20 protein-coding genes are annotated in these 20,893 nt (G+C 72.9%); 14 read left to right on the forward strand and 6 right to left on the reverse strand.

Annotation, left to right across the window (positions count from 1 at the left end; all coding sequences use genetic code 11):
• The first annotated feature begins 141 nt into the window (after nt 1-141).
• Complete coding sequence (locus tag AC5WAM_RS39375; RefSeq protein ID WP_495520588.1) at nt 142-984, forward strand: DUF1206 domain-containing protein; 843 nt, start codon at nt 142-144, stop codon at nt 982-984.
• A 97-nt stretch (nt 985-1,081) separates the two neighbouring features.
• On the opposite strand, the gene AC5WAM_RS39380 is transcribed toward AC5WAM_RS39375, so the two are convergent.
• Nucleotides 1,082-1,489 carry a DUF3224 domain-containing protein gene (locus AC5WAM_RS39380; protein ID WP_366792866.1) on the reverse strand — a complete coding sequence of 136 codons (408 nt, stop codon included), beginning with the start codon at nt 1,487-1,489 and terminating at the stop codon, nt 1,082-1,084.
• Between the two features lie 141 nt (nt 1,490-1,630).
• On the opposite strand from AC5WAM_RS39380, the gene AC5WAM_RS39385 reads away from it, so the two are divergent.
• Both AC5WAM_RS39385 and AC5WAM_RS39390 read left to right on the forward strand, forming a co-directional pair.
• Nucleotides 1,631-2,947 carry a cytochrome P450 gene (locus tag AC5WAM_RS39385; RefSeq protein ID WP_495520589.1) on the forward strand — a complete coding sequence of 439 codons (1,317 nt, stop codon included), beginning with the start codon at nt 1,631-1,633 and terminating at the stop codon, nt 2,945-2,947.
• A 175-nt stretch (nt 2,948-3,122) separates the two neighbouring features.
• Nucleotides 3,123-5,312 (forward strand): MGH1-like glycoside hydrolase domain-containing protein, encoded by a 2,190-nt coding sequence (locus AC5WAM_RS39390; protein WP_495520590.1) that lies wholly within the window; start codon nt 3,123-3,125, stop codon nt 5,310-5,312.
• Nucleotides 5,313-5,330: 18 nt separating this feature from the next.
• Here the strand turns inward: AC5WAM_RS39390 and AC5WAM_RS39395 are convergent, their stop codons facing one another.
• On the reverse strand, nt 5,331-5,747 hold the full coding sequence (locus AC5WAM_RS39395; protein WP_495520591.1) for a hypothetical protein: 417 nt from the start codon (nt 5,745-5,747) through the stop codon (nt 5,331-5,333).
• A 478-nt stretch (nt 5,748-6,225) separates the two neighbouring features.
• Between AC5WAM_RS39395 and AC5WAM_RS39400 the strand changes: the two genes are divergently transcribed.
• Complete coding sequence (locus AC5WAM_RS39400) at nt 6,226-7,005, forward strand: alpha/beta fold hydrolase (protein WP_495520592.1); 780 nt, start codon at nt 6,226-6,228, stop codon at nt 7,003-7,005.
• A gap of 145 nt (nt 7,006-7,150) precedes the next feature.
• The gene (locus AC5WAM_RS39405; RefSeq protein ID WP_495520593.1) at nt 7,151-8,791 is read left to right on the forward strand and encodes an alpha/beta hydrolase; all 1,641 of its coding nucleotides are present in this window, start codon (nt 7,151-7,153) and stop codon (nt 8,789-8,791) included.
• A gap of 13 nt (nt 8,792-8,804) precedes the next feature.
• On the opposite strand, the gene AC5WAM_RS39410 is transcribed toward AC5WAM_RS39405, so the two are convergent.
• The 4 genes from AC5WAM_RS39410 to AC5WAM_RS39425 form a co-directional block, all read right to left on the reverse strand.
• Nucleotides 8,805-9,686 (reverse strand): universal stress protein, encoded by an 882-nt coding sequence (locus AC5WAM_RS39410; RefSeq protein ID WP_495520594.1) that lies wholly within the window; start codon nt 9,684-9,686, stop codon nt 8,805-8,807.
• Between the two features lie 216 nt (nt 9,687-9,902).
• Complete coding sequence (locus AC5WAM_RS39415; protein ID WP_495520595.1) at nt 9,903-10,745, reverse strand: acyl carrier protein; 843 nt, start codon at nt 10,743-10,745, stop codon at nt 9,903-9,905.
• 279 nt (nt 10,746-11,024) lie between these two features.
• A complete protein-coding gene (locus tag AC5WAM_RS39420) occupies nt 11,025-11,486 on the reverse strand; it encodes a hypothetical protein (protein WP_138957763.1) in 462 nt (153 codons plus the stop codon).
• A 228-nt stretch (nt 11,487-11,714) separates the two neighbouring features.
• Nucleotides 11,715-12,419 carry a FadR/GntR family transcriptional regulator gene (locus AC5WAM_RS39425; protein ID WP_495520596.1) on the reverse strand — a complete coding sequence of 235 codons (705 nt, stop codon included), beginning with the start codon at nt 12,417-12,419 and terminating at the stop codon, nt 11,715-11,717.
• A gap of 154 nt (nt 12,420-12,573) precedes the next feature.
• Between AC5WAM_RS39425 and AC5WAM_RS39430 the strand changes: the two genes are divergently transcribed.
• The 9 genes from AC5WAM_RS39430 to AC5WAM_RS39470 all read left to right on the forward strand — a co-directional run bounded on the left by AC5WAM_RS39430 (nt 12,574) and on the right by AC5WAM_RS39470 (nt 20,668).
• On the forward strand, nt 12,574-13,056 hold the full coding sequence (locus AC5WAM_RS39430) for a flavin reductase family protein (RefSeq protein WP_495520597.1): 483 nt from the start codon (nt 12,574-12,576) through the stop codon (nt 13,054-13,056).
• A 41-nt stretch (nt 13,057-13,097) separates the two neighbouring features.
• The gene (locus AC5WAM_RS39435) at nt 13,098-14,294 is read left to right on the forward strand and encodes an acyl-CoA dehydrogenase family protein (protein WP_495520598.1); all 1,197 of its coding nucleotides are present in this window, start codon (nt 13,098-13,100) and stop codon (nt 14,292-14,294) included.
• Nucleotides 14,295-14,500: 206 nt separating this feature from the next.
• On the forward strand, nt 14,501-15,349 hold the full coding sequence (locus tag AC5WAM_RS39440) for a class I SAM-dependent methyltransferase (protein WP_495520599.1): 849 nt from the start codon (nt 14,501-14,503) through the stop codon (nt 15,347-15,349).
• A gap of 340 nt (nt 15,350-15,689) precedes the next feature.
• Nucleotides 15,690-15,842, forward strand: a complete 153-nt coding sequence (locus AC5WAM_RS39445) for a hypothetical protein (RefSeq protein ID WP_171075619.1) — start codon at nt 15,690-15,692, stop codon at nt 15,840-15,842.
• A 106-nt stretch (nt 15,843-15,948) separates the two neighbouring features.
• Nucleotides 15,949-17,196 carry a hypothetical protein gene (locus AC5WAM_RS39450; RefSeq protein WP_495520600.1) on the forward strand — a complete coding sequence of 416 codons (1,248 nt, stop codon included), beginning with the start codon at nt 15,949-15,951 and terminating at the stop codon, nt 17,194-17,196.
• A 39-nt stretch (nt 17,197-17,235) separates the two neighbouring features.
• Nucleotides 17,236-17,799, forward strand: coding sequence for a glycine-rich domain-containing protein (locus AC5WAM_RS39455; protein WP_366792881.1), 564 nt, complete (start codon nt 17,236-17,238; stop codon nt 17,797-17,799).
• Nucleotides 17,800-17,883: 84 nt separating this feature from the next.
• On the forward strand, nt 17,884-18,354 hold the full coding sequence (locus tag AC5WAM_RS39460; RefSeq protein ID WP_495520601.1) for a hypothetical protein: 471 nt from the start codon (nt 17,884-17,886) through the stop codon (nt 18,352-18,354).
• A 67-nt stretch (nt 18,355-18,421) separates the two neighbouring features.
• Nucleotides 18,422-19,024 carry a carbonic anhydrase gene (locus AC5WAM_RS39465; protein ID WP_366792883.1) on the forward strand — a complete coding sequence of 201 codons (603 nt, stop codon included), beginning with the start codon at nt 18,422-18,424 and terminating at the stop codon, nt 19,022-19,024.
• 45 nt (nt 19,025-19,069) lie between these two features.
• Entirely contained in the window at nt 19,070-20,668 is a 1,599-nt protein-coding gene (locus AC5WAM_RS39470) for a SulP family inorganic anion transporter (protein ID WP_495520602.1), read from the forward strand.
• Nucleotides 20,669-20,893 lie beyond the last annotated feature (225 nt).

Genomic DNA, 20,893 nt, shown 5'->3' on the forward strand with positions numbered 1-20,893 from the left:
TTGCGTGGCGAAAGGTCGCCCCTGCGGGGCGAGGGGAGCGCTCCTGCGGGACGGCAAGAGTGAGTGCTCCGGCCCTCCGGTGTGGCCTCTCTCGCATGCCCGAGGGGGCATGAGCCGGAGGTCCCGGGGGATTCGGCCACCATGGGCTTGGATGGGGCAGTGCGAAACGGGACAGGCCGGGCGCGGCGGCTCGCCCACGGCCGTGTGGTGGAGGTCGCGGCGCGGGCCGGCTTCGTGGCGCGCGGCGCGATCTACGTACTGGTCGGCGTGGTGGCGTTGCGCATCGCGCTCTCGGGCGAGGACGGGAAGCAGGCCGACCGTGGCGGCGCGCTGACCGAGCTCGCCCAGAAGCCCTTCGGGGAAGCCCTGCTGTGGCTCCTCGGCCTCGGCCTCGTGGGAATGGCGCTGTGGCGGCTGTCCGAGGCGCTGTTCGGGCAGGCCGGCCCCGAGGGGCGCAAGCCGGGCAAACGCCTCCTGTCAGCGGCCCGGTTCGTCTTCTACGGCGTGGTCAGCTATCTGGTCCTGGCCTACGTCACGGGAGACCGGGGCAGTGGCAGCGGCTCGTCCGACCGTCAGGCCGACGACTTCACGGCGACCGTCCTGGACTGGCGGGGCGGGCAGTGGATCGTGGGCGCGGTGGGGCTCGGTGTCGTGGCGGCCGGGCTGTGGATGATCGGCAGGGCCGCCCTGCGCAAGCACCGCCGACGGTTGCGGATGCGGGAGATGTCCGCCCCCGTGCGCCGGGGCGTGGACGTGCTCGGGGTGGTCGGCGGCTGCGGCCGCGGGTGCGCCTTCGCGGCGGCCGGTGTGTTCCTCGTCGTGGCCGCCGTGCGGCACGAGCCGGGCGAGGCCAAGGGGATGGACGACACCCTGCGCTCCTTCAGCCACACCGCGGGCGGGCCGTGGCTGCTGGTCGCCTTGGCCGTGGCGCTGATGGCGTTCGGTGCCTTCTCGTGGGCCAGTGCGCGCTGGCGGAAGGTGTGAGCGGGGCGCTTCCCGGGGCCCGGCCGGTGGCCGTGCGGCGTGGTTGCGGGGGAGGGACGCGTCCCCCGGCCGCCGCGTGCACGGACGGGCCGCCGCGCTACTGTCCGAGTTCGTAGTCGAACCAGAGCCGGTGCGTGCCCTCCTCGTCCACCGCGATGCCTCCGGTCCCGCTGATCCCCGCGAGGTCGCCCGTTCCGCTGCCCGGGACGATCACGAAGAACTCGCCCTGTTTGCGGCTGTCCACGGTGGTTCCCGAGTGCGCGAAGTTGAAGGTGCCGCTCCGCGTGTGGAGCGCCCCTTCGAAGGACTCCATCGCGACATAGGTGCCCGTGCCGGTGGACTGGTCGGCGGCGGCGGTGAACAGGGTCGTGGAGTGCCCGACGACCTCGCCCTCGTACTGCTTGGCCATCGTGGCCACCGCCACGGGCACCGCGGTCTCGATCCCCGGGCTCGGCGCGGCGACCGGGGTGAAGTCGGCAACTTTGAACGTTCCAGAAGCTCGCATACCGGATCGTAGTCCCCGCCGCCCGTTCGGCCACCAGGTGACAAATCCCGACCTACCGGACGGACGGCCCGGCACCGCCGCCCCGGAGAATCTCCGGATGCGTACGTGTGCTCGACCCGCGGGCAGGGAAGGAACGCGGCCATGGAGATCCCGGGCCCCGAGGCCCGCCCGGACGGCGGCGTGGGCGCTGTCACGGCGGCGGGCGGACTGCACACCTACCAACTGCGGCTGCACGCCGCATACGGACCCGTCGTGCGGTTCCAGCTCCCGGGCGCGGAAGAGGCCGTGTCGGTCGCCGACCCCGTGCTCCTGGAAGCCACGGCCCACCTCGACCAACGGCCCGAGCGGCTCTTCGAGTTCCTGGCCCCGCTCTGCGAGTCGGACAACCTCCAGGTCCTCGCGGCCGACCAGCACACCCCGTGGCGGCGGCTGCTCCTCTCCGTCTTCGCCGGACGCCCGTCCCACGAGCGGCACTTCGCGCGGTTCACCGAGCTCGCGACGGACCTCGCGGACCGCTGGGCCGCGCGTGCCGGGGACGAGCCCGTGGAGCTGCAGAAGGACCTCACCGCGCTGACGCTCCGGATGATCTGCGCGTACTCCCTGGGCGGCGACACCGAGGACCCCGAGCAGGTGACCGAGGCGTTCGAGACGGTACTCACCGAGTACCTGGGACGGCTCTACCAGGCGCCGGTCCCGGGCACGCAGGACGAGCGCGCCCGGCGCGCGGACGAGGCCCTCGCGTATCTGCGGGCCACGGTCGACCAGGTCGTCGCGGCACACCACCGCTCCGGCGGCCGCGCGGACCGCAGCGATCTGATCGCCGCGCTCGTCGAGGCGGGCCAGAGCCCCGCACGGATCCGCGACACCGTCATGGTGACGCTGCTCGCCGCCCACCACACCACCGGCGTGGCCGTCTCCTGGGCCCTGCACCTGCTGGGCCGGCACCCCGAGGTGGCGGCCCGCGTCACCGAAGAGGTGGACCGCGTGCTCGGGGACCGCCCCGCGCCCGCGTACGCGGAGCTGCGGCAGCTGACGTATCTGGACATGACCCTGAAGGAAGCGATGCGGCTCTACCCGCCCGGCCCCTACGGCGCGCGGGAGACGACCGAGCCCCTCACGTTGGGGGAGTACGAGATCCCGGCGGGGACGACCATCTTCTACCCCTTCTGGGCCGTCCATCTGAACCCCGACCACTGGCCCGAGCCCGAGCGGTTCATCCCGGAGCGGTTCACTCCCGAAGAGACGGCCAAGCGGCCGAGGTTCGCCTACATCCCCTTCGGCCTCGGCCCCCGCAGCTGCGAGGGCGCGGGCCTGGCCACCGTCGAGGCGCAGCTCGTCCTCGCCGTCCTCCTCAAGCGCCTCACCTTCCGGCCGGTGCCGGGGCACCAGGTCACGCCGATCGAACGGTTCGTGCTGTGGGCGGCCGACGGCATCCCGATGCGGGTGAGTGAGCGGTGACGCGGTTGAACAGCGGGTAAGGCGCGCGGCGTTCGGCCCCCGCACGGCTGCGGCGCCCGCGCGCCTGAAGCCCCACGCAGCCGAAGCCCCCCTCGCCGCGCCCCAAGCTCTCGCGCGCCCGAAGCCCCCGCAGTCCTCATACGGCCGGAGTCCTCTCACACGCCCGGAGTCCACGATGCGCTCTCCCTCCCGTGTCCTGCCCGTGCTCGCCCTCGCTCTCGGCCTCGCCGCGGGCACGACGTCTCCGGCGGGGGCGAGTGACGCCGCGCCGCGGCACCCCACCGCGTCCGCCGCCCGGTCCCCGGTCGCGTACGAGAACGTCCTCGACCTCGAAGGCGTCCCCAAGGCCGCGTCGCCGGGGGAGTTCAACCCCGTCAACGTGTTCGCCGACCGGGGAGCCTGGCACGCGTACGCCCTGCCCGAGGCCGACGACCCGACGACGTACGGCGGCTTCACCGGGCCCCTCTACCTGGCCCAGGAATACCCGTGGTGGCTGAGCAGATCCTTCAGCAGGCTCCGGCTGAAGGAAGCGGAGAGAACGCTCGACCTGGCCGGTGGAGGCGCTCCGCGCTTCACGTCGCTGCCGGGGCTGCTGCGCCAGCGCTACCGCCTCGACGGCCTCGACCTCACCCTGGAGCTGCGGTTCGCCACCGACCGCACCGCACTCGTCCGCGCCCGTGTCCACAACAGCGGCCGTACGACGCGCACGCTCGCCGCCGACTGGTCCGGCGGCCTGCTGCGCCCCGACAGGGGGCCGCAGCGTGACGCGCCCGCGCTGACCGCAACGGCGCGCGGCGTCGCCGTCGACTTCGCGCGCGTACGCGAGAAGTGGGACTACCTCACCGACGGCACCGAGCGCTTCCAGATCACCCACCGCGAGCCCGTCCGCACTACGCTCGACCACGACACCTACCGCACCGAGCTGGCCGCGCCGCTGCGCCTGGCGCCCGGCGCGGCCCGCACCCTGGACTGGGCGGAGAGCTACACCTTCACCAGGCCCGAGCAGGCCCGGGAGAGCGCCGCCGTGCGCCGCGCCCTGTCCCGTCCGGCCGCCGTCGCGGCGGCCGGGGACGCGCGCTGGCGCCGCTACGTCGCCGCCGTCACCGGCTCCGTCCCGCCCGCGCGCCGCCGCCTCGCCGTGAAGGCGCTCCAGACCCTGGTCACCAACTGGCGTTCGGCGGCCGGGCGGATCCGGCACGACGCCATCAGCCCCTCCCTGTCGTACAAGTGGTTCGCGGGCGGAATCTGGGCCTGGGACACCTGGAAGCAGGCCGTGGGCACCGCCCGGTTCGACCCCCGGCTCGCCGCGTCGCAGCTCCGCGCCATGTTCGACCACCAGATACGCCCCGGCTCGGCGAGCAGGCCGCAGGACGCCGGGATGATCCCGGACGCGGTCTTCTACAACGACCCCTCCGACGGCGGCGGCAACTGGAACGAGCGCAACAGCAAGCCCCCGCTGGCCGCGTGGGCGGTGCGGGAGGTCTACGAGCGCGGCGGTGACCGGGGCTTCCTGCGCGAGATGTACCCGAAGCTGGCCGCGTACCAGGCGTGGTGGTACCGCAACCGCGACCACGACGGCGACGGGCTCGCCGAGTACGGGGCGACCGTCGACCCCGCCAACGACAGCGCGGAGCAGCGCAGGCTCGCCGCCGCCTGGGAGAGCGGCATGGACAACGCGCCGCGCTTCGACGCCGACCTCGGCACCTCCGTCGTCGCCAACCAGGACGCCTCGGGCCGCGTGACCGGCTACTCCCTCGCTCAGGAGTCCGTCGACCTCAACGCCTACCTCGCCGCCGACCAGACCCATCTTGCCGTCATCGCAAGGGAGTTGGGGGACAAGGCGGGGGAGCGGCACTGGCGGGCCCGCGCGCGGGCCACGCACCGGGCGGTGCGCGAGCGGATGTACGACCCGAAGAGCGGCTGGTTCTACGACACGGACCTGACCGACGGCTCCCGGCTCACCGCGCGCGGGCGGGGCATCGAGGGGGCGATCCCGCTGTGGACCGGTACGGCGACACCCGCGCAGGCGGCGGCCATACGCGACAAGCTGACGGACCCGGGCGAGTTCGCCACGCCCGTGCCCTTCCCGACGGTGGCCCGCAGCTCCCCCTACTTCGCCCCGCAGCGCTACTGGCGCGGCCCCGTCTGGCTGGACCAGGCGTACTTCGCCGAGGCCGGGCTGCGCCGGTACGGCCACACCGCCGAGGCCCGGGCGCTGACCGACCGGCTGCTCACCCACGCGACGGGCCTCACCGGCCGGGGCCCGGTGATGGAGAACTACGACCCGCTCACCGGAGCGCCGCTCAACTCTCCCAACTTCAGCTGGTCCGCGGCGGTACTGCTGCCGATGCTGAGCGGGAGGTGAGAGTCACCCCTGACGCGGTCAGGCGGCGTCGAGGGCGTCGGTGATCTTGTGGGCCATGGCGGTCAGGGTGGGGCCGGGCTGGGTGTGGTGGGCGTGGGCGGCGGCCTGGACGGCGGTGGTCACGGTGGCGTGGAAGTTGGCGGCTTCGGCGGGGGAGTGGCGGTGGAGGAGCTGCATCGCCGCGGTGAGGGCGGGCAGGACGTGTTCGGCGAGTGCGGCCGTGGTGGTGCCCTTGAGGTTCTTGAGGGGGGTCTTGGCGGCGAGGACGTGTCCGATCTGGCCGGTGGCGGAGGTCAGGGCGATGGTGCCCTGGGTGGCGGTCTTGTGGGGCTTTCCGGCGGCGTCGGCGGCGGCCATGAGGGAGACGGCGCCGTAGGCGGCGGTGCGCAGGGTGTTCTTGTCCTGGTCGGTGAGGGTGGTGAGGGTGAGGGACATGGTGTGCTCCTTGAGCGTTTCGTGCCGGTGGTGGGGGCCACCGGGTCGGTGCTTGATGTCTCTACGATCTCCGCCGCTGCTGTCAGCGCCCTGACACCCCGCTGACACCGCCCCTGACACCGACACCCACCACCAGCACGGCCACGCAGAGGGGTGCGTTCCGCCACCGGTGCCGACCGCCCACACGCTGCGCCCCGGCCCCGCCCGGGCACAGCGAAGGCCCCCTCCGCGCGGAGGGGGCCTTCGTGTGGAGCGCCCGGCAGGCCTTGCACCTGCATTTCCCATCGGATGATGGACGTCTTTCCTTGGACCACAGACGCGTGACTCCCGTGCCCTGCACCGGAGTTACGTGAAGATCATACACTGGTCGCGGGGCGGCGCGGCACGCCCCACCGCGGGCCGAGCCGTGATCGTGGCGATGAGTTCCGGCCGGGCGGCCGGTCTGTCATCCGAAACGTGTACGAGGGACGGAGCAGGCATGGCAACGTACGTTCAGCTCGGTGACGTGAGGACCTGGTACGACGAGCACGGTGAGGGCGCGCCGCTGGTCCTGATGCACGGGGGCCTGGTCGACAGCCGGTTCTACGAGCCGAACCTCGGCCCCCTGGCCGAGCACTTCCACGTCTACACCCCCGAGCGCCGGGGCCACGGGCACACCCCGGACGTGCCCGGGCCGATCACCTACGAGCTGATGGCCGACGACACGATCGCCTTCCTGGAAGCCGTCGTAGGCGAACCCGCGGACCTGGTCGGGCACAGCGACGGGGCGTTCGTGGCCATGCTGGTGGCGATGCGGCGGCCCGAGCTGGTCAAGCGCCTGGTGCTGATCAGCGGCGGCTTCAGCAAGGAAGGCGAGGCGGCGCCCGAAGCGGAGTGGGACGTCGACCAGATCTCCGCGTTCCTCGGCCCCGCCTACGGCGAGGTCTCCCCGGACGGCGTCGAGCACTTCAGGGTCGTGGTCACGAAGATCGGCGAGATGGCCGCGCGGGAGCCGAACCTGAAGGCGGCGGACCTGGCCGCGGTCACCCAGCGCACCCTCGTGATGTTCTCCGACGACGACCTGGTGACGATGCGGCACGCGGTGGAGATGTACGAGGCGCTGCCCCGCGCCGAACTCGCCGTCGTGCCCGGCACCTCGCACTTCCTCACCCAGGAGAAGCCCGCCCTGGTCAACGCGCTCGTGCTGGACTTCCTCATGAAGGAACCGGTCCGGACGGTGGCGGCCATCCGGCGGGCACAGGACCCTCAGGCCGGTTGACGGGCGAGGCCGACGGCTCGGCCTCTGTCGGGAAGGTCGAGTACGCCGAGCACACGGGCCTCGCCCGGTGTCAGCGCCCCCCTTGCGTCCATCCGTGGCCGTGATCAGGGACCCTGTGGTGAACCAGAAACACAGGAGCACCCACGTGAAGTCCCCGAAGCACACCCTGCGCGTCCGCGTTCTCGCCCCGTCCCTCGCAGCGGTCCTCGCCGCCCTGCCGCTCGCGGGCTGCTCCGCTCAGGGCGGTCACGGGTCCGCACGGGAGAAGGCGGACGCCGCCACCCGGCCCGAGTTCCGGCGTTTCTACGGGCAGCGGCTGAAGTGGAGGGACTGCGGTGACGTCGAGTGCGCCCGGCTCACCGTGCCCAGGGACTACGCGCACCCGGGCGACGGGAAGACCTTCGTCCTGCCCGTGGCCCGGGCCGCGACCGCCGACGAGGGGCGGCGCATCGGCACCCTCGTCTACAACCCGGGCGGCCCCGGCGAGTCGGGGGTGGCCGACCTCAGGGAGGGTGGGGCCGAGTCCTTCGGAGCCAAGGCGCGGGCCCGCTTCGACATCGTCTCCTTCGACCCGCGCGGCGTCGCGGGCAGCCGCCCCGCGCTCGACTGCCCGGAGGACGAGGAGGACACCGCTGAGGACGACGGCGCCGAGGAACAGCCTCCGGTTCCCCGCACCGCCGCCGCGCGCGCCCGGGCGCTGGCCGACGCCCGCGCCGAGGCCACCGCGTGCCGCAGGGGCAGCCGCGGCCTCCTCCCGCACGTCGGCACCCGGGACGCGGCCCGCGACCTGGACGTCCTGCGCGCGGCCCTCGGCGAGCGGAAGCTGACCTACGTCGGCTGGTCGTACGGCACGCACCTGGGCACCCGGTACGCCGAGCAGTTCCCCCGCCGGGTGCGCGCCATGGTCCTGGACGGCGCGGTGGACCCCTCCCTCGGCTGGGCGCAGCGCGCCCTGAGCGAGGGGACCGGCTTCCGCAGGGCCGTCGACGACTACGCGACGCAGTGCCCGGACGTCGTCGGCACGGGCTGTCCCGGTGCGAACCCGGAGGAGATCCGCCGCCTGATCCACGATCTGTACGCGCGTGCCGAGCACGATCCGCTGCCCGTCGACGGCGAGGAGGAAGGCCTCGGCGCGACAGAGGTCGTCGACGCCGTCTCGGTGGCGATGTACACGCCCGAGGAACAGTGGAAGCCGCTCTCCGCGGCCCTGCGCGCCGCGGCCCGCGGCGACGGAACGAAGCTCGCGGCGCTCTCGGAGGACGAGGAGGCAGAGGAGACGGAGGAGGCCGAGGAAGCCGATGGGCCCGGCGCGCCGGAGCCCGCGCCCCGCTCCCGGGCGGCAGGCACAGCCGTAGACGACTCCGGCGGCTCCCTGGACAACAGCGACGCCGCCATCCTCGCCGTCTCCTGCGCCGACACCGCCTACCCCCGCACCGCCGAGCCGTACTGGAACGCCCTGGAGCGCGCCGAGAAGAAGGCGGGCCTGTACGGCGTGTCCAGCGTGCTGAGCGCACTGGCGTGCAAGGACCTGCCCGCGGGCACACCGCGGCCGCGCCGGGTGGCGGCCGAGGGGGTGGCGCCGGTCCTCGTGGTCGGCACCACCGGTGACCCGGCCACCCCGTACGAGGAGGCCGAGAGCCTGGCGGAGCAGTTCCCCGGCGGCATGCTCCTGACGTACGAGGCGCCGGGGCACACCGCCTACGGCCGGGGTGACGCGTGCGTCACCCGGCGCGTGGACGACTACCTGGTGGGGCTGCGCGCGGTTCCTGACGGCACCACCTGCTGAGGGCGCGCCCCGCTCAGGCCGGGGGAACGACCGCGACCGGGCAGCCCGCGTGGTGCAGCGCGGCATGGGCCACGGAGCCGATGCGCGTGCCGATGGGGGAGCGGCGCGTCTTGCGGCCGACCACGAGGAGGCTCGCGTCGGGGGTGGCCGCGAGGAGGACCTGACCCGCGCTGCCGATCTCGACGTGCTCGACCACGGGCACGTCGGGGAACCGCTCGCGCCACGGGGCGAGCGCACGCGTCAGCGCCTGCTGTTCGAGCGGTTCGAGGCCGCCGGCCTCGTCCGCGACCTGCAGCACGCCGGTGTTGTAGGAGTACAGCGGCGGCAGGGTCCACGCGCGCACCGCGCGGACGGCCGCGCCGCGGGCGGCCGCGGCCTCGAAGGCGAACCGGAGCACGGCCTCGCTGTCCTCCGGCTCCCCGTGCTGTCCCACCACGACGTCGCCCGTCGCGTGGGCCCGCGCCGACGCGTCCGTCCCCGTACCGGCTCGTACGGACACCACAGGGCCGGGGGCGTCGGCGATGACCTGTTGCCCGTGGGACCCGAGCAGGAAGCCGACGAGGGCTCCGTGTCCGCGCGAGCCGAGCACCAGCATCTCGGAGCGCTCGGCCTCCTTGAGCAGGGTGTCGACGGGGGTGGCCTGGACGATCTCGGAGGCGATCGTGAGGTCCGGGTGGCGGCCGGACACGCGCGCCACGGCCTCCCGCACGAAGGCGTCGGCGGCCGCGACCTGCTCGTCCCCGTTGCCGGCGAGCGTCACGTCGGTCGACGGCGGGAGCCAGGCGTGCACGATCCGCAGCGGCGCGCCGCGCAGCGCGGCTTCGACGGCCGCCCAGTCGGCTGCGGCCAGGCTCTCGGCGGATCCGTCCACTCCGACGGTGATGGCGCGGGTCATGGGGCCTCCGTACGTTCTCGGGGCGGGGGCGCGGCAGTGGGGCCGCTCCTGCCCCTCGTGGGTCTCGTTCTCGTGGTGGTCTCTCGTCCTTTCTCCTTCTCCCTGCCGCCGTCGGCAATCGGAATCCGCCCGTACGGATCTGTGTGAGATGGGTCAAACCGTGACAGGGGAGCGGGGGCCGCCACCGGGTGCCCGGCAGCGGGCCCCGCTCGGGTCTCAGGCCGCGGGCCTCGGGCGCGGCGTGACGTTCGTGACCGGCAGGCTCTCGCTCGCGCCCGTGATGTAGTAGTCCTTGGGCGTGGAGAAGACCACGAAGTCGCGGTCGTAGCCCCGGATCTTGGCGCGGACGGTGAAGTTGCCCCGCGCGTCGGTGGTGGTCTTCGCGTTGTACGAGGACTCGTAGTAGGTCCGCAGCAGGACGCGGGTGCCCGCGACCGGGCCGTGCCCGGCGGGCCAGGTGACCTTGCCGGTGACGACGAGGGTGTCACCGGCGCGCACCTTGGTCTTGTTCACCTTGTAGGTGAGGGAACTGTCGACCGATCGGATGCCGACCGTGGTCTCGGCGAAGAAGAAGTGGCCGTCCGAGGGGTCACCCGGGTCGTACGAGGCCTGGAACTCGACCTCGTGGCGGGGGAACAGATGGACGCTGTCCCGGTCCAGCCAGCGGTCCGCAGGGACGCCGGAGAGCGTGAACTTCCCCTCGGCGTCGGTGTGGAGGGTGCCCAGCGGCAGGGTCTCCCGCTCGATGGGGTCGATGGGGTCGCCCCACGGGTTCCACGTGTTGTACAGGACGGTCTTGTGGAGCTTGACCGGCGCGCCCGCGACCGGGGTGCCGTCGGCGCGGGTCACGGTGCCGCTGAGCTTGACCTTCCGGTGGGTGAAGTCGGTTCTGGAGACGTCGGAGGAAAGGGTGACGACGAAGGGGTCGTCCGGCGCGCGGCGCGGCGCCCGGTCGGTGTCCGCCGCCTGGGCGGACGGCACGCCGAGGGCGAGGGTGGCCAGCGCGAGCGCGGCGGTGGCGGCGAGGCGTGCCACCGGGAAGCGTGAACGCGAGTGCACGTGAACTCCGTTGGGTTCGGTGGGTGCGGGATCGGCGGCGCCGGGGGACCGGCGCACCGGTACGGAGTTCGACACGGGGGACGGCGGCTGTGGTTGTAGGCCGCGCGGAGAGTGCATGAGCCGTATGCGGTGTGTTCGACGGGAGGTCGCCCGCCCGTCTCTTTGGCGGGCCGGACGCGCCAGGGCGCCGCGAAGAGGGCCCTCTCATGGGACCGGCCGGGCCCGCGGGGACCCGGCCGGTGACGCGCCACGACGAATCAGCGGCGTACTACGGGGCCGCTAGTGGTTGGTGCCGGAGGCCCAGATGGCCTGGCTGCCGTCGTAGATGACGACGTTGCCGTCGTCCTGGATGACGAGGCGGGAGCCGGGGTGACCCGCGGTGTGGGACGCCCAGACGGCGCGGCCGCTGCGGGTGTAGACGACGAGGTTGCCGTCCTCCTGGAAGCGCGTGGTCCAGCCCTGGCCGACGGTCCGGCTCGCCCATCTGGGCCGGTTGAACTCGTCGTAGATGACGAGGTTGCCGTCGGACTGCTGGATGAGGCGGGCCGTGTTGGAGCTCACGGACTCGTTGTGGTTGAGGGTGAACGGCGCGTACCGCACCTGGTCCGCGAGGGGGCCGGGCTGCGTCGATGTGGAGGAGGGGGCGGGGGCGTGGTGTGCGGGGGCGGCGTTCGCCTGGCCGACGAGGGTGAGGGAGGCGAGAGCGGCGGTTGCGAGCAGCGTCGCGGTTTTCTTCCCCACGAAAAGAACTCCTTGGAGTCAGGTAGTTCAGCCACCGGCGCCCTGTTGGGCGCCGCACCGGGACTCTGGCACCGACCCCGTGGCGGAAGGGGCGGCTCCGCACAGGGATGGCGGTTTGACGCCCTTCAATGACCGGAAAATGTGAACGACCTGTGCCCAAGATGGGTGGGCCTCGTGAGCCCGCCTCGGGTGGAGCGCACCAGGCCGAGTCGGCTGGACCGTGCCAGGTCAGCCGGACCGTGCCAGGTCGAGCGCCCGGTCGCGGTCGCGGGCCTCGAGGGCGTCGATCAGGGCCGCGTGGTGGTCGTAGCGCTCCTGGAGGTGCTTGACCGCGTCGGGCTCGGCGACCGGCAGCAGCGTCGCGTACAGCGAGCGCAGCAGCGAGTTGGGGCTGACGGCGGCGAGCCGCGTGCGCAGCCGGTGGTCGACGTCGGCGAAGGCGACCGGGTCGGCCTGTCGCGCGGCCTCGGCCAGCTCCGTCAACTCCTGCCGGAGCGCGGCCACATCGGCCGGTGAGCCGTGCCACAGGGCGTCCTCGACCAGGAGCGGGACCAGGGCGTCCCGGATCCGCCGGGCCTCGTCGGCGCGCGTACCGTCCGGCTCCTTGGCGTCCAGGGCCAGCACGGAGTTGCCCAGGCGCCGCATGGCGGACTGCTCGGCGGCGAAGAGGCCGCCGCCCGGGCCGGGGCGGACGGTGACGAGGCCGCGCGACTGGAGCAGGCGCAGGGTCTCGTTGAACGTACCGACCGACACCCCGCAGGTGGCGCGCAGCTCCTCCTTGGTGCCCAGGCGCTCGCCCGGGTCCGCGTCCGCGACCATGGCCGCGATGCGCCGGGCGGCGACCTCGGCGCGGGAGGCCGCGGGGCGCTCCCACTCGCCGCGCCGCAGGGCGGGCGGCTCCATGCCCCCTCGGGTGTCGTCCGTGGCTCCCACAGGTCCTCCCCATCCTCGCGACGATCCGCGTAGTGACCCTCGGAATGATCCGAATGAATTGATTATGACCAATAGCATCGCACCCCTTGACGCACTTTCCAAGCCTCCTCCATGATCACCGTAATCATCATGATGGATTGGAGGGGATGCCGTGATGACCGAACAGGACTTCCGGGACCTGATGGCCGGGGTCTGTGCCCCGGTGACCGTCGTGACCGCCGCCGAGGGCGTCGAGCCACACGGGTCGACCGTCAGCGCCTTCGCTTCGCTGTCGCTGCGCCCGCCGATGGTGTCGGTGGCGCTCGACCACGGGTCGGGGCTGCTCGCCCGCATCCTGACGACCGGGCGGTTCGGGGTGAACGTGCTCGGCGCGGAGCAGGAGGAGCTCGCCCTGCGCTTCGCCGGCCGGTCCGCCGACCGCTTCGACCGGATCCGGTGGGAGTACGACCACGGACTGCCCCGGCTTCCGGACGCGCCGGGCTGGCTCGTGTGCGAGCTGACGTCGGCCGTCGAGGGCGGTGACCACCGGCTGTTGCTCGGCACGGTCGTCCATGCCCGCACGGCCGCGGCGGCGCCCCCGCTGGTCTACGGCCACCGGACCTTCGGCACGCACTCCGCCTTCACCTCGGTCGCGTGACTCCCGCCCTTCCCTTACGTGTTCAAGCCATGGAGACAGACATGACCACCACCGGCACCACCGCTTCGACCAACGCCGAGTTCGTCAGCCGGGCCACCGCGCTGCAACCCCTGCTGCGCGAGCACGCCCCCAGGATCGACGCGGACCGCAGGCTGACCGACGAGGTGATCGACGCGCTGGCGGACGCCGGGCTCTTCAAACTGACCGTGCCCCGGCGCTTCGGCGGACACGAGGCCGACATGCGCACCCTGGTGGACGTGTCGGCCGAACTCGCGGAGGGGGACGGCTCCACGTCCTGGGTGGTGGCCGTGGTCAACACCTGCAACTGGCTCGCCGCCGCGCTCTTCCCCCTCCAGGCCCAGGAGGAGGTCTTCGGCGCCGACCCCGACGCGCGGGTCACCGGCGTCTTCGGCCCCACCGCCACCACCCGCAAGGTCGAGGGCGGCTGGCGGACGACCGGCCGCTGGTACTACAACTCCGGCGCCTGGCACTCCAGCTGGGCCGTCCTCGGCATCCCGCTGACGGACGAGGGCGGCGAGGTGGTCGACCAGGCGATGGCCCTGGTGCCGCGCACCGACCTGGAGATGCAGGACGTCTGGCACGTCGCCGGGATGCGCGGCACCGGCAGCAACTGCCTGATAGCCGAGGACGTCTTCGTGCCCGAGCACCGCGTCGTCTCCGTGCCGCGGGCCCTCGGCGGCGAGGTGCCGGCGACGCACGGGGAGACGGGCCTGTTCCGCTCCCCGCTGTCGCCGCTGCTCGCCCTCGGCCTCGCCGGGCCCCAAGTGGGCCTGGGGCGCGCCGCGTTGAAGCTGGTCTCCGAGAAGGCCGCGAGCAAGCCCATCTCGTACACATACTACGAGTCGCAGGTCGATTCGGTGGCCGTGCAGCTCCAGATCGCCGAGGCCGCCATGAAGATCGACACCGCCCAGCTGCACGTGCACCGCGCCGCCGCGGACATCGACGAGGCCGCGGCCCGCGGCGGCGAGCTCGACGTGCTGACGCGGGCCCGCGTCCGCGCGGACAGCGGACACGCCATCAAGAACGTCCTGGAGTCCATCAACACCCTGCTCAACGTGCACGGCGGCGGCGCCTTCGCCGACTCCAACCCGCTCCAGCGGATCTGGCGGGACGCGAGCACCGCCGGACGGCACGCGGTCTCCACGCCCGCGGTGGGCATGGAGATCTACGGCAAGCTGCTCCTCGGCGTCGAGGAGCGGATCACGCCCTTCGTATGATCACGCCCTTCGCGTGACGCGCCCTTCACATGATCCGGCGTGGGCCCGGGGCGGCGACCTCCGCCCCGGGCCCGGTGCCGTCCCGTCGGAGCGCGGCGCGTCACCCGCCCGGGTCCGCCCCGCGGAAACGGCATCGCCGCCCGGCCCCGGCTGTGGAATCATCGGCGACTTCGCGCTCGGATCCCTGTGAACGGTGGTGCGCTGAGATGTCTGCTGACTGGCAGTGGGACGACACCCTGTTCTCCGGGACGGCCGCGTACTACGCGCGCGGACGGCTCCCGTACGCCCCCGGACTCACGGACGCGCTCACCAAGGCGCTGGACCTCGACGGCCGGGGGCGTCTGCTCGACGTGGGCTGCGGCCCGGGCAGCGTCGCACTGCGGCTCGCGGACGCGTTCGCCGAGGTCGTCGGGCTCGACCCCGACGCCGGGATGATCGCCGAAGCCCGGCGTGAGGCGGCCGGGCGAGGAGTGGCTGAAAAGACCTCCTGGGTGCGGGCCCGGGCCGAAGAGCTGCCCGCCGGACTCGGCACCTTCACCGTGGTGACCTTCGCCCAGTCCTTCCACTGGATGGACCGCGACCTGGTGGCGCGGACGGTACGGGGCATGCTCCGCCCGGGCGGAGCCCTCGCGCACCTCTCGGACCTGAAGACGGAGGACCGGTCCGTCGCGGGCCTGCCGCACCCGCCGGTGCCGTACGCCGCGATGGACGAGCTGGTCAGGCGCTATCTGGGACCGGTCAGGCGGGCGGGCCGCGGCGTGCTGCCGCAGGGGACGCCGGGAGGCGAGGCCGCGGTGTTCGCCCGGGCGGGTTTCGCCGGGCCCGAGCGCCTCGTCGTCCCCGGCGGGCAGCCCCTCGAGCGCACGGCCGACGACGTCGTCGCCGGAGTGTTCTCGATGTCGTTCTCGGCCCCGCACCTGTTCGGGTCGCGTCAGGGCGACTTCGAGTCGGACCTGCGCGAGCTGCTGCGGAAGGCCGCCCCGGCGGGCCGCTTCGCCGAGCGCCGGCCGAGCACGGAAATCTTCCTCTGGCACACCGCCCCCACCGGGCGATAGCGCCCCTCTCGCCCCTCTGCGGCGGCACACCCCTCTCTCCCGGCACGGCCTTTCCGGCCGATCAGCCCTTTATCAAGCCGTTCGGCTCTCTCCAGTGGATTGGCCCCTTTTGGCCCACCGTCCCCACTCGTGCGCATTCCCTGTCGTCTTGGTGAAGGGAAGGTGAATAGCGTCCCGCGCGCCCCAAAGGATCAAGCCAAAGTGTCCGCTCCCGACGGCTTTTGAGCCAGTGGCGCATTGCTCGCCTTTGACTTCGACTTGGTCTTGCTTTTACTTTCGATTGCGGCGGTGAACGGGCAGCAGCCCCGCCGCACATCCCCCCTTCCCCTGGAGGTACGACGTGGAAAAGCTCATCGCGAAGATGGCCAAGGACGATGTCTGGAACCAGTGGACCGCCCTGAACTCGCCGAAGGCGTCCGGAAAGGAAGGCTGCATCAGCGCGGACAAGTCCGGCTGCATCAGCGTCTCGGCGAAGTCCGGCTGTATTTCCTGAACACCCGTTAGTTGCCCCTGCTACTCCAGGCGCTATGACAGGCCCGGCACGCCCCACGGCGTGTCGGGCCGCCCCCCACGTACCCGAGCAGCCCCGAAGGGTGGTCATGAACGGTCAGCCCAGTGCCGACGTCATCGCCCAGATCCAGGACATACCGATCTACCGGCCGTACGTCGAGCGTGGCCACTTCCCCATTCTGGAGAAGCCGGAGATAGCCCGTGGCTTTCCCGACAACTGGATGACCCCCACCTTGGCGGCCGCCCTCGCGGCGGGTGAAGCGGAGTTCGTGCTCTCCACGGGCACCAACCACGCGCGGATGCAGATCATCCGGCCCCCGTACTTCCTGCTCGACTCCTACTACCGGCTGTGGAGCGAGCACCCCGACATCGCCGACACCTGGCACGAGGGGTGCCGACGGGTCTCCCTCACCACCGTCCTCGCCACCGAGCACGTCGCGCGCGTCAACGCCCGCAAGCGGGGCGGCCCGCGGGCCGAGCCCGACCCGCTGCCGGACCTCGACCAACGGCGCCTGGACGAGCGGACGTTCTACGTCAACCTGCGCCGCGACCCGGCCCTGTGGGACCGCGCGGACGTCGAGCGCATGATCGAGGAGATCCGTACCGCGCAGACCGCCCACCCCCGCGGCCGGTACCACCTGGACTGCTCGGGGCCGCACCTCGCGCACCTGGTGCGCAAGGCCGTCGACTGGGGCCTGTGGGCCTCCTTCCCCCGGCCCGCGAGCATCGTGCACGCCTACGAGTACGCGCCGCTCAACGTGCGGCGCTACCTCCAGCACCACTTCTCCTGCCCGGTCGTCGACCTGTTCGGCAGCACCGAACTCGGCTACCTCTTCTACAGCGACCGCACCGGCCGCTACCACCCGTACCTGGACCGGATGAGCGTCGAGCTGATCCCCGTGGAGCCGGGCAGCCGCATCCACAGCCTCATCGTCACCAGCGTGCGCAACCCGCACATGCCCCTGGTGCGCTACCGCTCGGGCGACTGCGTGCGCACCGCCGACGGCTCGCCGGACCCGGACCGCATCACGCGGTTCTGCGGCCGCGAGAAGGAACTCCTGAAGACCCCGCACGGACCCGTGGCGCAGGGTGACCTCGACGACGTGGTCGCAGGCGCCTCGCCCCGCGTCTTCGTCCACCAGCTCGACGTCCGCGACGCCTCCCGCGCGCTGCTGCGCTACACGACCTTCGACGGCGCCCCGCTCGCGCCCGTCGAGGCCGACGCGCTGCGCCAGGGGGTCGCCGCGCTCACCGGACGGAACAGCGACCTGCGCCACCAGGAGCACGTCCCCATCGGCGGCTCGGGCAAGTACGCCTGGCTCGCCCAGGACACCTGAGCCCCCTCCGCACCCCACGCCACACCTCCCGGGAGCACCATGACCACGCAGCCGATCGCGTCCGCCGACACCCGCGCGCCCGCCGTCGACCACGTGACCCCCGCCGACCTCGCGTCCCTGCTCGGCGACGCCCTGCACGCCGAGGTGGTGGCCCACTTCGCCGCGACGGCCGACGCACCGCGGGAGTACGTCGAGCGCCAGGTCACCGAGTGTCTGCGCTACCTCTACCTCGTCTCCCGCCACCCGGACCGGCTCAGCGGGCTCTTCCTCCCCGTCGAGCAGGAGATCGACGAGATCTGGCACTACCTGATCCTCCAGACCCGCGAGTACCGCGCCCTGTGCGAGCGGCGGCTGCCCGGCGGCTTCTTCATCGAGCACCGCAGCATCGCGTACGAGGACTACCAGCGCGAGCCGGGCAGAGAGCAGGCCATCGAGGAGGCCCTGCGGTGGATCCCGCTGTACGCGCGGGAGTTCGGCCCCTTCGACGAGGGGGCGCTGCCGCACTGGACGATCGTGCGCTTCCTGCACGAGCAGCTCGGCATGGAGCTGTCCGAGATCAGCGAGCTGACCCCGCCGGAGCCCAAGGGAACGGGCGGCAGTTGAACGCGCACCCGCGAGCCGACACGGCCGCCCCGCCCGGGCTCCCCGTGACCGGCCGGCCCGTGCGCCCGAAGCCTCCTGACGACGATGAAGCCCCTCAGCACCGACCGCCCCGACGGCAGGCCCTGCCCCGTGCGCGCCCGGCGGCGCATCCGGCCGGGCCCGGCGGCGCGAGCGCGCCACTGGGCCGTGACCACCGTGATCGTCCTCCTGACCCTCCTCTGCGGCGGGGCCGCCCCGGCTGTCGCCGGCACGGCCCCCGACGCGGCGGCCCCGTCCGGGCTCGCCGCGTCGCAACCGCCCCCGGCCACCATGGACACGCGGGAACGCACCCTCAGGGACAGCGAAGTGCCCCACCCGCCGTCGCACTTCGTCCGCGGCCGCGCGCACCCCACCCCCGCGCACGCGCGAGCCGCCGCCCCGCAGGCCCGGCCGGACGCGGCCGACCCCGCCGACGCCCGCACGGCCCGCAACCCCACCGGTCCCCGGCCGGGCGCGCCCGTGCCCGCCAGACCGGGTGCCCAACTGCTCGTCCTGCACTGCGTATCGCGCTCCTGAGCGGAACACCGGGCCCCGCCCGCCGACCGCACACCCCACACCGACACCCCCAGGAGACGTCTTCGCCATGGAGACCTTCATCACGCATGCCCGCGGCATGACCGCCCGCATCGCCGAACGACGCGAGGAACAGGAGACGTTCGAGCGGCTCGCCGCCGGGCAGTCCCCGCTCGCCCTCTTCATCACCTGCTCCGACTCCCGGGTCGTGCCCTCCCTGATCACCGGGGCCCGCCCCGGCGACCTCTTCGAGCTGCGCACCGCGGGCAACGCGGTGCCCCCTTACGCGGCCGACCGGCCCGCCAGCTCGGAAGGCGCCACCATCGAGTACGCGATGCGCGTCCTGCGCGTCGCCGACATCGTGGTCTGCGGCCACTCGCACTGCGGCGCCGTCGGCGCCAAGGCCCGCGGCGAGGACCTCGCCGAACTGCCCGCCGTGCGGGACTGGCTGGACCGTCAGCTGTCCAGCGGACTGCCCGCCGACGACGGGCCCGCGGTCGCCGCCGCCGTCCAGCGTCACGTGCGGGAACAGCTGGTACGCCTGCGCGCCTACCCGTGCGTCAGCGAGCGCCTGGAGAGTGGCGACGTGCGCCTGCACGGCTGGTACTACGAGGTTCACACTGGCCTGGTGGCGGCTCATCACGCCGAGACCGACCTCTTCCTCCCGCTGTGAGAACGGGGAGATCCGGTGAAACCCACGAAAGCTGACGTACCGACCATGAAAAGGCCCTCAGTGCGTGACTTCGCCACACTGCGCGCGGACTTCACCGCGTCGATCGTGGTCTTCCTCGTCGCCGTCCCCCTGTGCGTCGGCGTGGCCGTCGCCTCCGGCGTACCGGCCGAACTCGGTCTGGTCACCGGCATCGTCGGCGGCCTCCTGACCGGTCTGCTGCCCGGCAGCAGCCTCCAGGTCAGCGGCCCGGCCGCCGGTCTGACCGTCCTCGTCTACGAGGCCGTGCAGGAGTACGGCATCGCGGCGCTCGGCGCCCTGGTGCTGATCGCCGGGCTCCTCCAGCTGGCCATGGGAGCCCTCCGGCTCGGCCGCTGGTTCCGGGCGATATCCGTGGCGGTGGTGCAGGGGATGCTCGCGGGCATCGGCCTCGTCCTCATCGCCGGGCAGCTGTACGCGCTCGTCGACGCCGAGGCTCCCGCGTCCGGCCTGGACAAGCTGGCCGAACTGCCCCGGCTCGCCGCCGACACGGCTGGTTCGGGCGACGCCCTGGCCGCGTTCGCCGTCGGCGCCGGCACCATCGCCGTCCTGGTGCTGTGGCCGCGGTGGCGCAGGGCCGCCCGGGTCCTTCCCGCCCCGCTCGCCGGGGTCGCCCTCGCCACGCTCGCCGTGTTCGCGCTCGACCTGTCGGTGGCGAAGGTCGAGGTGCAGGGCCTGGTGGACGCGGTGCAGCCGCCCGGCGGCGAGGCGTTCTCCGCCCTGGTGGAGGGCGGCGCCCTCGCGGGCGCCCTCGGCACCGTCCTCGCCTTCACCCTGATCGCGTCCGCCGAGTCGCTGTTCAGCGCGGCCGCCGTGGACCGCATGCACAACGGCCCGCGCACCGACTACGACAAGGAGCTGATGGCCCAGGGCGCGGGCAACGCGGTGTGCGGGGCGCTCGGCGCGCTGCCGATGACCGCGGTGATCGTGCGCAGCGCCGCCAACGTGCAGGCCGGTGCCAGGACCAAGGCGTCCCGGGTGCTGCACGGCGTGTGGCTGCTCGCCTTCGCCGCTGCGTTCCCCGCGGCCCTCGGCGTCATACCGGTGGCGACGCTCGCCGGGGTCCTGATCCACGCGGGCTGGAAGCTGATCCCCGTCAAGGCGTTCGGGCCGCTGTGGCGCGAGCACCGCGGCGAGGCCCTGGTACTCGCGGTCACCGCCCTCGCGATCGTGGCGACCAACATGTTCGAGGGCGTCCTCATCGGCCTGGCCCTCGCCATCGTCAAGACGGCCTGGGACACCTCCCACGTCCACCTGGAGGTGGAAGGACTCGAAGGCACCGGCACGATCCTCGTCCGCGTGGTCGGCAACGCCACGTTCCTGCGGCTGCCCAAGATCCTCGACCAGCTGGAGGCGCTGCCCGACGACCGCAGGTCCGAACTGGACCTGTCGGGCCTGCGTCACCTGGACCACGCCTGCTCGACGGCCCTCACCGTCTGGGCCGAACGGCACGGCACGGTGACGGCGTCCGACGGCGACGCGCCGCCCGCGGGGAGCGCGAAGGGCCGCCAGGAGGACGACGACCGCGAGGAGCACCAGGCACACGAGAAGCACCAGGAACACAAGGGGCACCAAGAGCACAAGGAGACCGCGGGCACGCGGCGCTGACCGAACGCGCCCGCCTCCCGCGGAGGCGGGCGCCCCGCCGGAGGGGCACGGCCCGGGCGTGGGACGACCACGCCCGGGCCGCGCCCTCCTGTGTGTCTCGACAGGACCATGTACCGCGTCAACCACCCCTCGCACCACCTGGCTCGATCACCTCTCTTGTGAGTGACGGCATGCACACCTAGCGTCACGATCGTTTGCGGAATGGTTTCCGCACACCGACGTGAG

The organism is Streptomyces sp. JLYT201 (genome assembly GCF_059448825.1).

Coding starts and splice junctions, on each gene's coding strand:
- AC5WAM_RS39450 (WP_495520600.1), top strand. CDS start 15,949: ATGAACGGTCAGCCCAGTGCCGACGTCATCGCCCAGATCCAGGACATA.
- AC5WAM_RS39395 (WP_495520591.1), bottom strand. CDS start 5,747: ATGTCCCTCACCCTCACCACCCTCACCGACCAGGACAAGAACACCCTG.
- AC5WAM_RS39435 (WP_495520598.1), top strand. CDS start 13,098: ATGACCACCACCGGCACCACCGCTTCGACCAACGCCGAGTTCGTCAGC.
- AC5WAM_RS39380 (WP_366792866.1), bottom strand. CDS start 1,489: ATGCGAGCTTCTGGAACGTTCAAAGTTGCCGACTTCACCCCGGTCGCC.
- AC5WAM_RS39465 (WP_366792883.1), top strand. CDS start 18,422: ATGGAGACCTTCATCACGCATGCCCGCGGCATGACCGCCCGCATCGCC.
- AC5WAM_RS39440 (WP_495520599.1), top strand. CDS start 14,501: ATGTCTGCTGACTGGCAGTGGGACGACACCCTGTTCTCCGGGACGGCC.
- AC5WAM_RS39460 (WP_495520601.1), top strand. CDS start 17,884: ATGAAGCCCCTCAGCACCGACCGCCCCGACGGCAGGCCCTGCCCCGTG.
- AC5WAM_RS39455 (WP_366792881.1), top strand. CDS start 17,236: ATGACCACGCAGCCGATCGCGTCCGCCGACACCCGCGCGCCCGCCGTC.
- AC5WAM_RS39410 (WP_495520594.1), bottom strand. CDS start 9,686: ATGACCCGCGCCATCACCGTCGGAGTGGACGGATCCGCCGAGAGCCTG.
- AC5WAM_RS39400 (WP_495520592.1), top strand. CDS start 6,226: ATGGCAACGTACGTTCAGCTCGGTGACGTGAGGACCTGGTACGACGAG.
- AC5WAM_RS39430 (WP_495520597.1), top strand. CDS start 12,574: ATGACCGAACAGGACTTCCGGGACCTGATGGCCGGGGTCTGTGCCCCG.
- AC5WAM_RS39385 (WP_495520589.1), top strand. CDS start 1,631: ATGGAGATCCCGGGCCCCGAGGCCCGCCCGGACGGCGGCGTGGGCGCT.
- AC5WAM_RS39470 (WP_495520602.1), top strand. CDS start 19,070: ATGAAAAGGCCCTCAGTGCGTGACTTCGCCACACTGCGCGCGGACTTC.
- AC5WAM_RS39375 (WP_495520588.1), top strand. CDS start 142: ATGGGCTTGGATGGGGCAGTGCGAAACGGGACAGGCCGGGCGCGGCGG.
- AC5WAM_RS39390 (WP_495520590.1), top strand. CDS start 3,123: ATGCGCTCTCCCTCCCGTGTCCTGCCCGTGCTCGCCCTCGCTCTCGGC.